Genomic DNA, 11879 nt, shown 5'->3' with positions numbered 1-11879 from the left:
GTCGCCGCTTCAGGCCCCGCATGTAATAATCCAACGCAGATCCGATTTCGGGTCGACGCGTTACCCCACGGAGCCCCAATGTCGATCGTCATCCGCGATGTGCGCGAGCACGAGCTCGATTCCGTCCTGGCCCTGAACAACAATGCCGGACTGGCGATCCTGCCGCTGGATTCAACCAAACTGCAACGTTTCTACGAGCAGGCCGAATATTTCCGCGTCGCCGAGCGCGACGGCAACCTGGCCGGGTTTCTGGTCGGATTCGGCAGCGGCAGTGCACACGACAGCAGCAATTTCGCCTGGTTCCGGGACCTTTACCCGGAATTCTTCTACATCGACCGCATTGTGGTCGCCAGCCGCCGCCGCGGCGGCGGTGTCGGTCGCGCGTTATATGCCGATGTGCAGAGCTATACCGAGCTGCGTTACCCGCAGCTGGCCTGCGAGGTGTTCCTGGACCACGGCGCCGATGCGGCCTTGCTGTTCCATGGCAGCTTCGGCTTCCGCGCGGTTGGCCAGAACACCATGGTCGATGTGGAAGTGCGCGCCAGCATGCTGATGAAGGACATGTGCAGCTATCCCTGGATCAAAGAGACCTATGGCGGCAAGTTGCCCGAAGACTTGCCTTGGGTGGGCCGGCCGCGTCATGCCGCCACCGCCAACCCATCGACGCGGAGCTGAAGTAGTGGCAAGTGTGAATGTGGATTTTGAACAGGCCGGCGAACTCAAGATCGGCCAGGTGGGCATCGCCAACCTGCGCGTGCGCACGCTGGACGTGCCGCGGCTGGTGCAGGAAATGCGTGAGCGCGTGACCCGCGCACCCAAGTTGTTCGGCCGTGCCGCGGTGATTCTGGATTTCGGCGGACTGTCGCAGGTGCCGGACCTGGCCACCGCCAAGGCGCTGCTGGACGGCCTGCACGAAGCCGGTGTGCTGCCGGTAGCGCTGGCCTACGGCACCAGCGAGATCGACCTGCTGTCCCAGCAGTTGGGTGTGCCGTTGCTGGCCAAATTCCGCGCCCAGTACGAGTCGGCGGCGGTGAGCCCGCCACCGCCGCCGCCCGCACGTGCCGAACCGGCACCGCCTGCCGCGCGACCGGCCCCGGGCCGGATGCAACGCACCGCGGTGCGTTCGGGCCAGCAGTTGTATGCGGAGAACTGCGACCTGACCGTACTCAGTACGGTCGGTGCCGGGGCCGAGGTCATCGCCGACGGCAGCATCCATATCTACGGTACCCTGCGTGGCCGCGCTCTGGCCGGCGCGCAGGGCAACCCCGACGCGCGCATCTTCTGCCGCGACTTCCACGCCGAACTGGTTGCCATCGCTGGCAACTACAAGGTGCTGGACGATGTTCCCATGGACCTGCGTGGCAAGGCCGTCCAGGTCTGGCTGGAGCAGGATCAGATCAAGATCGCTGCGCTTGATTGACGCGGCCCAACCACAGAAATATTCGGAGAAATCCTTTGGCTGAAATCATCGTAGTCACCTCCGGCAAGGGCGGCGTCGGCAAGACCACCACCAGCGCAAGCCTGGCCTGCGGGCTGGCAAAGCGCGGCAAGAAAGTTGCGGTCATCGACTTCGACGTCGGCCTGCGCAACCTGGACCTGATCATGGGCTGCGAGCGGCGCGTGGTGTACGACTTCGTCAATGTCGTGCACGGCGAAGCAACCCTCAAGCAGTCGCTGATCAAGGACAAGCGGTTCGACAACCTGTACGTGCTGGCGGCCTCGCAGACCCGCGACAAGGACGCGCTGACCCAGGAAGGCGTGGGAAAGGTGCTCAAGGACCTGGCTGCCGACGGCTTCGACTACATCGTCTGCGATTCGCCGGCCGGTATCGAAAAAGGCGCGTTCCTGGCGATGTATTTCGCCGACCGCGCGGTGGTGGTGGTGAACCCGGAAGTGTCGTCGGTGCGCGACTCCGATCGCATCATCGGCCTGCTCGATTCCAAGACCCGCAAGGCCGAGGAAGGCAAGGCCGTGCCGGCGTTCCTGCTACTGACCCGCTACAGCCCGGGCCGCGTGGAAGGCGGCGAGATGCTCAGCATCACCGACGTGGAAGAAGTGCTGGGCCTGAAGGCGATCGGCGTCATTCCCGAATCCGGCGACGTGCTCAACGCCTCCAACAAGGGCGAGCCGGTGATCCTGGATGCCGAATCCCCGGCCGGCCAGGCGTATGACGACGCAGTCGCCCGCATCATGGGCGAGGAGCGCCCGATGCGATTCACATCCGTGGAGAAGAAAGGCTTCTTCAGCAAGCTGTTCGGAGGCTAAGCATGGGCCTGCTCGATTTTCTCAAGAGCAAGAAGAACACCGCCGAGACTGCCAAGAACCGCCTGCAGATCATCATTGCGCAGGAGCGCAACCACCGCGGCGGGCCGGACTATCTGCCGCTGATGCAGCGCGAATTGCTGGAAGTGATCAAGAAGTACGTCAACATCGATGCAGATGCGGTCCGTGTGGATCTGGTCAAGGATGGCGAACACGACGTGCTGGATATCTCGGTCGCCTTGCCGGAAGACGGCGACAAGTAAGCGCCAACAACGGCACCGCGTTCGCACGGTGCCGTTGTTGCCTGTGACCCGACCGCGAGCGATTGCGTGTGACCACCGCCCCTAGTGCTACACCCACTTCTAGCGATGTTCTGTGCGTGGCCGATATCGGCCTGGACGCACCTGCTGCCCTGCTCGCGCGCTATGGCTTGCGCCTGCGTCGTGTGGACGCTGGCGCAGCGATTCCCGGCAGTTTCTGGGGCGAACCGGAAGCCGGCATCATCGGCTGCGATGTGTATGTGCGCGACGACACGCCGGTGCATTCGCTCCTGCACGAAGCAGGACATCTGATCGTGCTGCCCCCGGAAAAACGCGCCGCGGTGCATACGGACGCCACCGATTCGGTGGATGAAGAAGACGCGACCTGTTACCTGCAGATCCTGCTGGCCCAGCAGTTGCCCGGCGTGGGCAGCGCGCGCCTGATGGCCGACATGGACAGCTGGGGCTATACGTATCGACTGGGCTCCACGCGCGCCTGGTTCGAGCAGGACGCGGAGAATGCGCGCAGCTGGCTGGACGCACGCGGCTTGTTGCCTGCGTGATCCTGCGCTGAGCGTTTGAGCGGCAACCGAACCGTGGCGGGCAGTCGTCAGGCATGCGTGGATGAAGCGCGCAAGAATCCTGGTGGACGCGTGCTACATGCAGCACCAAGCCCGCGGCCAGGCAGCGAGCGCAGTTGGTTCATCGACGCTTTTAGCGAGCCGTGGCAGTAGCGCCGGACAGATCCAGCGTCGCCACCGTGCCCTGCCCTGCGTTGGAATCCAGTTGCAGATGCCAGCCCAGGTGTTCGCATAACCGCCCGATCAATTCCAGCCCGATGCCACTGCCCTGGCGTGCGTTGCCGCGTGCCAGACGCATGTAGATGGCGCTGATCTCTTCCGGCGTCATGCCGTGGCCCGGGTCAGCGATGCGGACGACACCGGGCGCCGATAGCGAGATGCGGATGATGCCGCGATCACTGTTTTCGATGGCGTTGCGCAGCAGGTTACCGATGGCGGTCTGCACGATGGCGACCGGCGCGACCAAGCTGCACGGCGGCAGCGGCTCCTCCAGGACCAGTTGCAGATCCTTGTCGGCGCACAGATGCGTGTGGTCGGCCACGATATCCGGCAGCAGTTTGTCCAGCCGCAACGAATCGCCGCTGCGCACGAGCCGGCCCGGGTCCTTGGCCAGCACCAGCAGCAAGGTGATCAACTGTTCGACCGAGGCACTGGTCTGCGCGATGCGCTGCAGTTGATGGCGTACCGCCGGCGGCGTGCCGGGTTGATCCAGCGCCAACTCCACCGCATTGCCGATCACTGCGATGGGCGTGCGCAATTCGTGGCTGGCGCTGTCGATGAAGGCGCGTTCGCGGTCCACGAACTGGCTGTTGCGCTCAAGATAATCGTTGAGCGCATCGGCAATCACGTACAGCTCGGCACTGCCTTGCGCCCCGACCGCAATCTGCTGCGCGCGCTGCTCCGGACGCAAGCCGCCGATATCGCGCGCCAGTTCAACCAGCGGGCGCACCAGCCGAGCCATCGCATAAGTGCCCATCAGCAAGGTGATGCCGATCAACGCGATGCCCGCGGCCAGCATCCAGCGGGTCAGGAATTTTTCCAGCGCTTCGAAATCGGTGATGTCCAGCACCAGCGCCAGGCGGCCGGCATGCGCGGTGTCGCGCACCATCACTGCACTCTGGCGGCCGGCGATTTCCAGGCCGTCGTGCAAGCCCGGAGGCAGGGTGCGCAAGACCGGTGGTGCGCGCGCGACGTCGTCGATGTGATACAGCCGCAAGGTGTCCGAGTCCTGCCAGTGGTAATCCGGGTTCTGCACGCTGCGCTCGAGAATGCTGTCGAGCTCGGAATTCAGCAACGAGCGCCACACGCCGTGTTCGGCGCGTTCGTGCAGGTACTGCGCAGTGCCGAACACCGCCAGCGTCATCAACAGCGTGTAGCCGAACAACCACACCAGCACGCGGAGACCCAAGGGGCGCTGTTTAGACATCGCTGCTGTCGCCCGCGCCAGGCGCCTCGGCCGCATACAGCTGCGCCAGCCGGTAGCCGAGTCGCGGCAAGGTGTGGATCAGTTTTTCTGCGAACGGGCCGTCCACGCTGCGGCGTAGCTCGTAGATATGCGAGCGCAGCATGTCGCCGTCGGGCGGGTCGTCGTCCCACAGCGACTGCTCCAGGCGTTGCCGCGTCACCGCCGCCGGGCTGGCCTGCATCAGCACTTCGAGCAACTTGCGGCACGCCGGATACAGATGCAGCACCTGGCCGGCGCGGGTGGCCTCCAGGGTGGCCAGGTCCAGCCGCAGGTCGGCCACTTGCAGCAGCTTGCCGCGACGACGGCCATGCGCGCGGGCCAGCAAGGCTTCGATACGCACTTCCAGCTCGGGCAGTGCAAAGGGTTTGGTCAGGTAGTCGTCGGCGCCGGCGCGGAAGCCGGCGATCTTGTCCGGCAGTTCGTCGCGCGCGGTGAGCATGATCACCGGCAGCTCGGATTGGTGCTGTTCGCGCAGCCGGCGCAGCACTTCCGGCCCATCCATGCGCGGCATCATCCAGTCAAGGATCAGGGCGTCGTAGTGGTGGGTGGTGGCCAGGTGCAGGCCGGTGATGCCGTCGGGCGCAGCGTCCAGGGTATACCCGCGCGCTTCGAAGTAGTCGAACAGGTTGGCAACCATATTGCGGTTGTCTTCAATGACCAGCAGCCGCATGAGCGGGGTTCCGGGGCGGCCCAGCAGGCACGGTGTGCGCATCCTAACCGAGGCCAACCAAACACGGCCGGTATCGCCGGTACGGCCTTCCCATCGGTTGCGCTCGAATCCCCCGCGCAACTGCGATGCCTGCGCTGCCACCCTGCATGCGGCGCGCTCTGCTTCGACAAATTTCCGACCCACTTGCAAGATAGTGTGTTCCCGCATTTACTCAGGGCGTGCGCGTGTCGCCTGCCATCGCTGCCTTGCCATCCCGCCAGCGCGCGCTGCTGGCGGCAGTGCTGTTGATCGTTGTCAGCCTGCTGGCCGGTCTGGGCATGCGCCAGCCCAACCCGCCGGACGAACCGCGCTTCGTGCTGGCTGCACGCGCCATGGTCCAGACCGGTCAGTGGCTGTTGCCGCACCGTGGCAGCGAGTTGTACGCCGAAAAACCACCGGTGTTCATGTGGTTGCAGGCAGCGACCTACGCGGCGATACCGCACTGGCCGGTGGCCTTCCTGCTGCCGTCGCTGCTGGCCGCGCTGGCCACGTTGTGGCTGACCTGGGATATCGCGCGCCGGCTGTGGAATCGGCGCGTGGCGGCCTATGCAGTACTGGCCTTGTTCACCGTGCTGCAGTTCGGCCTGATGGCCAAGCGTGCGCAGATCGACATGGTGCTGGTGGCACTGACCACCCTGTCGTTGTGGGGAATGTTGCGCCACCTGCTGCGCGGGCCGGACTGGCGCGCATGGACGCTGGGCCTGTTTGCCGCCGGTGTCGGCACGGTGACCAAGGGCGTCGGCTTTCTGCCGCTGCTGCTGTTGCTGCCCTGGATGGCGCTGCGACGCACACATGTGAGCGTGTTGCCGGCGCGTGCGCAGGCAGGACGTAGCTGGTTGCTGGTGCTGCCGGCCTTCGTGGCGGGCACTGCAGTGTGGTTGGGTCCGCTGTGCATTGCGCTGCTGCACAGCGACGACCCGCAGTTGCACGCCTATGCACACGAACTGTTGTTCAAGCAGACCGGTACGCGCTACGCGCATGCCTGGCATCACGTCAAACCGTTCTGGTACTACCTGCAGGTGATCGCCACGTTGTGGCTGCCAGGCTGCCTGTTGTTGCCGTGGTTGCTGCCAGCCTGGTGGCGGCGACTACGGCGCGGCGACCCACGCTATGTGCTGCTGCTGGCCTGGAGCGTGTTGGTGCTGCTGTTCTTCAGCGCCAGCCCGGGCAAGCGCGAGGTTTACATCTTCCCGATGCTGCCGGCGCTGTGCATTGCCGCGGCGCCCTTGCTGGCCGGGCTGTTGCGCCAGCGCGGCGTGCGGATGCTGCTGACCGGGTATGTGCTGCTGCTTGCCGTCGCTGGCCTGGTGCTGGGCGGCGGCATTGCGCTGCATCTGCACTGGGCCGAAAACACCGCAGTCAAGCGCGGCATGGAGCTCGCCTCGCTGCAGTGGGTTGGCTTCTGGTTGATCGGCCTGGGCGTGGTCGGCGTGGCCGCGACGACATGGTCGCGTGGCAGACGCGCGGGGATCGCGTTGGTGGTGATGACCACCGCGCTGTGGACGGTGTACGGCCTGGGTCTAATGCCGGCGCTGGATCCGTATAGCTCGTCCGCACGGTTGATGCAGCGCGTGGGCCAGCGCATCGGCCCGGACGCAGAGCTGGGCATGCTGGCCTGGCGCGAACAGAACCTGCTGCAGGCCGATCGCCCGGTGACCGACTTCGGCTTTAAGGCGAGCTGGGAGGAGCAATGGACCAAGGCCGGCCCATGGCTCGCGCAATCGCCGCACACCCGCTGGCTGTTCGTGCTCAAGCAGGCGGTACCGGCATGCATCGATCCGGCGCAACGCATCGCGATCGGCGAGTCCAATCGCAATCAATGGGAATTGCTGCCGGGCACGGCATGGCATGCCGGTTGCATCTCCACTGCGTCCGACGCCGAACCAACCGGTAGCGAAGGCGATGCTGACTGAACGCTTGTTGTAAGATTAACGGCCGAGCAACTCCGGTCCGACCGCTTTCCGACATCCGGGTTTCGAAGATGTCGTACATTGACACAGGCCGACATCTCGATGACAACGCTTCCCAGCCACGTGCCAACCGTGGCGCATACCGCCAGCGGTCTGGAGGCGCACTTCTTTGTGCGCCATCTGTGGCTGCCGCTGGCCTGCGTGCTGCTGGCGAGTGCACTGTTGATGGGCGCCGGTGGCGACCAATGGATTGCCGATGTGCTGTATCGGGTGGAAGGCGGCCACTGGCTGCTCAAGGACCATTGGTTCACCAGTGGCGTGATCCACCGCGTTGGTAAATGGTTGAGCACGGCTGCCGGCGTCGGCGTGCTGGTCCTGGCCATTGTCGCCTGGTGCAGGCCACGCCTGAAGGTGCTGCGCTGGCCGCTGACCTACCTGGCCGCATCGGTCGCACTGTCGACCTCGCTGGTGTCGATGCTCAAGTCGTGGACGGCGATGGATTGCCCGTGGGACCTGAGCCGCTACGGCGGTACGCAAGCGATGATCGGTCTGTTTGAATCGCGTCACGGTATTGCCGCCTCCGGTTGCTTTCCCGCCGGTCATGCCAGTGCCGGCTATGCGTGGGTGGCGCTGTATTTTTGCGCGCTCGCGCTCCGTCCTGCATGGCGGTTTGCAGGTTTGTTCATAGGGTTGGCCGCAGGTCTCATTTTCGGTGTTGCACAACAACTGCGCGGCGCGCATTTTCTCTCGCACGACCTGTGGTCGTTGGCAGTGTGTTGGGTGAGCGCACTTGCACTGTACTGCGTGATGCTGCAACGGCCGCGTCGCGTACTTGGCTTGATGTTGCTAACGGGGAACGCAGCATGAGTACCTGGTTACCGGAACCGCGCAGGCGCAGTGGCCTGCGGGCGCTGACGTGGAGTACGCGGCCGACAGTGTCGACCGAAGCGCTGGTACTGCTGTCGAGTTTATTTTTTGCATTCGTCTGCAATCAGCTCTTCTGGCGCACGGCCATGGCCACGCATCCGGGCAGCATTGGATTTGGCATCTCGTTGATGGCGTTGCTGGTGGCCGTGCATGCGCTGCTGTTGGGCATCGTGGTGTGGCGCTGGAATGCAAAGCCGCTGCTGACGCTGTTGCTGTTTACCACCGCCCTGGCCGCGCACTACATGGACAGCTACAACGTCTATCTGGATGCGGACATGCTGCGCAACGTGCTGCATACCGATCACAAGGAATCGCGTGAGCTGCTCACGCCGGGCCTGATCCTGCCGCTGCTGTGCTACTTCCTGATCCCGAGCGCGCTGCTATGGCGCACGCGTCTGCGCGCGCGCAGCGTGGGCAAGGCGTTCCTAGTGCGGGCAGGTTTTCTGCTGGTCGTGGCGCTGGTAGGTGCTGCGGGCACCATGCTGTCATCGCAGGATATTTCCGCATTGATGCGCAACCATCGCGAAGTGCGCTACCTGGCCACGCCGATCAATTACATCGTGGCACTGCGGCAGAATCTCAAATCCGATTCGCCGATGAAGCGCGCGCCCAAGCAGCCGATCGAACACGACGCCACGGCCACTCCGCGTGCGCCGGGCAGCCGCCCGCGTCTGTTGCTGGTGGTGCTGGGTGAAACCGCACGCGCGCAGAACTGGGGCCTCAACGGCTATGCCCGCCAGACCACGCCGGAGCTGGCGCAGACCGGGGTGATCAACTTCCCGGACATGCATTCGTGCGGCACCAGCACCGAGGTCTCGGTGCCCTGCATGTTCTCGCCGTACGGGCGTCGCGATTACAACGAGGACATGATTCGCGGCCATCAGTCGTTCCTGCACGTGCTGGAACACGCCGGTATTTCGACGCTATGGCGCGACAACCAGTCCGGCTGCAAGGGCGTGTGCGACGGGTTGGAGCTCCAGACGCTGGACGATGCGACCACACCGGGTCTGTGCGCCGATGGCCGCTGCATGGACGAGATTTTGCTGAGCGACCTGGCCGCGCAGGTGCGCGCCAAGCCTGGCGACCGCGTGGTGGTGCTGCATCAACTGGGTAGCCACGGGCCGAGTTACTTCGAACGTTACCCGGCGCAGTTCGAACGCTTCAAGCCCGTCTGCAAGACCGCAGATCTGGGCAGCTGCAGCCGCCAGGACATCGTCAACGCCTACGACAATTCGCTCCTGTACACCGACCATTTCCTCAATCAGGCCATCTACACCCTGCGCGGTCTGCAGGACTACGACACAGCGATGATCTATCTCTCCGATCACGGCGAATCGCTCGGCGAAAAAGGCCTGTATCTGCATGGCGTGCCGTATGCCATTGCGCCCAAGGAGCAGACCCATGTGCCGATGGTGATGTGGTTCTCGCCGGAGTTCGCGCGCGATCGCGGCCTGGATGAAGCCTGCCTGCGCCATCGTGCAGGGCAATACACCGATCAGGACGCGCTGTTCTCGTCGGTACTGGGGTTGATGCAGGTCAAGACCAGCGTCTACGCGTCCGAGCGCGATCTGTTCGCCAAGTGCACAGGCACGACGACGCTGCGCTGATCGGCAGCGCCTGCAGCTAGACCGCCACAGTGGATGCGTGGCGGGTGCTGCCCCTTGCCCTGAAACCCGGTGCGCTCTAGCCTTCGCCGGACTTCACTGCAAGGACCACCCGTGAATCCTCGTTTGCTGTTGCTGGCGTTGGCTGTGGCTGTCGGCACCCTGAGCTTGTCGGCCTGCCGCCGGGATGCGGCACCGCCGGCCAAACCCGTCGCGACCAAGACCGCGCCGGCGGAGAGCGCCGACCAGTTCGTTGCGCGCATCAGCGCCCAATACAAGGCGGCCTATCCGGAAACCACCGCCGCGCAGTGGCTGTCGTCGACCTATATCAACGGCGATTCGCAATTGCTCGCGGCCAAGGCCAACGAGCGCTCGCTGGCGCAGCTGGATCGCTGGATCGAACAATCCAAGCAGTACGCCGGCACACCGATGTCAGCCGACAGCGCGCGCGCGCTGCAGTTGCTGAAATTGATGAGCGCCCTGCCCGCACCGCGCGATGCGGCCAAACTCGCCGAACTCACCCGCATCGCCGCCAAGATGGAAGGCGACTACGGCGCCGGCAGTTACTGCGTGGGCGAAGGCGAACAGCGCCGCTGCCGCCAGCTCGGCGAACTGGAACAAGTATTGGCCAGCAGCCGCGACTACAACGAACAACTCGACGCCTGGCAGGGCTGGCACAGCACCGCACGGCCGATGCGCAAGGATTACCAACGCTTCGTCGAGCTCGCCAACGAAGGCGCGCGCGGATTCGGCTTCGCCGACGTCGGGGTGTTGTGGCGCAGTGGCTACGACATGCCGCCGGCGCAACTGGCCAGCGAAACCGACCGCCTGTGGGAACAGGTCAAAACGCTGTACGTGCAGTTGCAGTGCTATGCGCGCGGCAAACTCGATACGCAATACGGCAAGGACAAGGGCGAGGTGCCTGGCGGTCTGCTGCCTGCACATCTGATGGGCAATATGTGGCAGCAGGACTGGAGCAATCTGTGGGATCTGCTGCAGCCCTACCCCGGGGCCGGCGATCTGGACATTACCTCCGCGCTGGAAAAACAGTACCAGGGCAACCTCACCGCAGTGCTGGCACGCAACACCGGTGGCGTTGGTGGCGCGACCGCACGCTTCAACGCCGAGCACGAAGCGCAGCTGCGCACCGCCAAGCAGATGACCGAGCGCGCGCAGGAGTTCTACACATCGCTGGGCATGCCCAAGCTGCCGGACACCTATTGGCAGCGCTCGCAGTTCATCAAGCCGCTGGACCGCGATGTGGTGTGCCACGCCAGCGCCTGGGATATGAACATGGGTGGCGAGGCGAACCAGAACATCGGCGCGGACGTGCGCACCAAGATGTGCATCCAACCGACCGAAGAAGACTTCACCACCATCTACCACGAGCTCGGCCACCTCTATTACGACCTGGCCTACAAGCCCTTGCCGCCGCTGTTTCAGAACGGCGCCAACGATGGGTTTCACGAGGCGATCGGCGACACCATCGTGCTGGCGATGACGCCCAAGTACCTGCAGTCGATCGGCATGGTGGGCGAGCAACGGACCGGCCGCGAGGCGTTGATCAATTGGCAGATGCGCATGGCGCTGAGCAAGGTGGCGTTCCTGCCGTTCGGTTTGATGATCGACCGCTGGCGCTGGGGCGTGTTCGATGGCTCCATCACGCCCGAGCATTACAACCAGGCCTGGTGGGAACTGAAAGCAAAGTACCAGGGCGTGGCGCCGGTGAGCGCGCGCGGCGAAGACTTCTTCGACCCTGGCGCCAAGTACCACGTGCCGGGCAACACGCCGTACACGCGCTATTTTCTGGCGCATATCCTGCAATTCCAGTTCTACAAAAGCCTGTGCCAGGCCGCTGGCCATCAGGGCCCGCTTTACGAATGCAGCTTCTACGGCAACAAGGATGCCGGGCAGAAGTTCTGGTCGATGCTGCAACGTGGTTCCAGCCAACCCTGGCAAACCACACTGAAGGAACTCACCGGCAACGACAAACTCGATGCCGGCCCGATGCTGGAATATTTCGCGCCAATGAGCGAATGGCTGAAGCAGCAGAATCAGGGGCAGATGTGTGGGTGGCAGGCAGCGGCTGCCGCTCCAGCTAGCACGACAACTGCGCCTGCTGCGCCGCGCTGACACACGGTGCTCACCGTTATGTCACTGC

11 protein-coding genes are annotated in these 11879 nt (G+C 64.3%); 9 read left to right on the top strand and 2 right to left on the bottom strand.

The window, feature by feature from the left end:
• Positions 1-78: 78 nt before the first annotated feature.
• From WJW29_RS03385 to WJW29_RS03365, 5 genes are all read left to right on the top strand, one after another.
• Complete coding sequence (locus tag WJW29_RS03385; protein ID WP_011259995.1) at positions 79-675, top strand: GNAT family N-acetyltransferase; 597 nt, start codon at positions 79-81, stop codon at positions 673-675.
• A gap of 4 nt (positions 676-679) precedes the next feature.
• On the top strand, positions 680-1420 hold the full coding sequence (gene minC, locus WJW29_RS03380) for a septum site-determining protein MinC (RefSeq protein WP_011409235.1): 741 nt from the start codon (positions 680-682) through the stop codon (positions 1418-1420).
• A 35-nt stretch (positions 1421-1455) separates the two neighbouring features.
• Entirely contained in the window at positions 1456-2265 is an 810-nt protein-coding gene (gene minD / locus WJW29_RS03375; RefSeq protein WP_011409236.1) for a septum site-determining protein MinD, read from the top strand.
• Between the two features lie 2 nt (positions 2266-2267).
• A complete protein-coding gene (gene minE, locus WJW29_RS03370; RefSeq protein WP_003484370.1) occupies positions 2268-2525 on the top strand; it encodes a cell division topological specificity factor MinE in 258 nt (85 codons plus the stop codon).
• 68 nt (positions 2526-2593) lie between these two features.
• On the top strand, positions 2594-3085 hold the full coding sequence (locus tag WJW29_RS03365) for a hypothetical protein (RefSeq protein ID WP_027703304.1): 492 nt from the start codon (positions 2594-2596) through the stop codon (positions 3083-3085).
• A gap of 151 nt (positions 3086-3236) precedes the next feature.
• Here the strand turns inward: WJW29_RS03365 and WJW29_RS03360 are convergent, their stop codons facing one another.
• Together WJW29_RS03360 and WJW29_RS03355 are read right to left on the bottom strand one after the other, a co-directional pair.
• Positions 3237-4529, bottom strand: a complete 1293-nt coding sequence (locus WJW29_RS03360; protein WP_011409238.1) for a HAMP domain-containing sensor histidine kinase — start codon at positions 4527-4529, stop codon at positions 3237-3239.
• Positions 4522-5238, bottom strand: a complete 717-nt coding sequence (locus WJW29_RS03355; RefSeq protein WP_011409239.1) for a response regulator transcription factor — start codon at positions 5236-5238, stop codon at positions 4522-4524. Before WJW29_RS03355 ends, WJW29_RS03360 begins: the two co-directional genes overlap by 8 nt.
• Positions 5239-5456: 218 nt before the next feature.
• Here WJW29_RS03355 and WJW29_RS03350 point away from each other — a divergent pair, with 218 nt between their 5' ends.
• The 4 genes from WJW29_RS03350 to WJW29_RS03335 all read left to right on the top strand — a co-directional run bounded on the left by WJW29_RS03350 (position 5457) and on the right by WJW29_RS03335 (position 11851).
• On the top strand, positions 5457-7190 hold the full coding sequence (locus WJW29_RS03350) for a glycosyltransferase family 39 protein (RefSeq protein ID WP_027703306.1): 1734 nt from the start codon (positions 5457-5459) through the stop codon (positions 7188-7190).
• A 99-nt stretch (positions 7191-7289) separates the two neighbouring features.
• Entirely contained in the window at positions 7290-8054 is a 765-nt protein-coding gene (locus WJW29_RS03345; RefSeq protein WP_011409241.1) for a phosphatase PAP2 family protein, read from the top strand.
• Positions 8051-9721 (top strand): phosphoethanolamine--lipid A transferase, encoded by a 1671-nt coding sequence (locus tag WJW29_RS03340; protein WP_011409242.1) that lies wholly within the window; start codon positions 8051-8053, stop codon positions 9719-9721. Before WJW29_RS03345 ends, WJW29_RS03340 begins: the two co-directional genes overlap by 4 nt.
• Positions 9722-9832: 111 nt before the next feature.
• Positions 9833-11851: a M2 family metallopeptidase gene (locus WJW29_RS03335; protein ID WP_011409243.1), complete on the top strand. Its 2019-nt coding sequence runs from the start codon at positions 9833-9835 to the stop codon at positions 11849-11851.
• Positions 11852-11879 lie beyond the last annotated feature (28 nt).

It is taken from the genome of Xanthomonas sp. JL1, from assembly GCF_038405005.1.
This window is presented reverse-complemented; position numbering and strand designations above follow the sequence as displayed.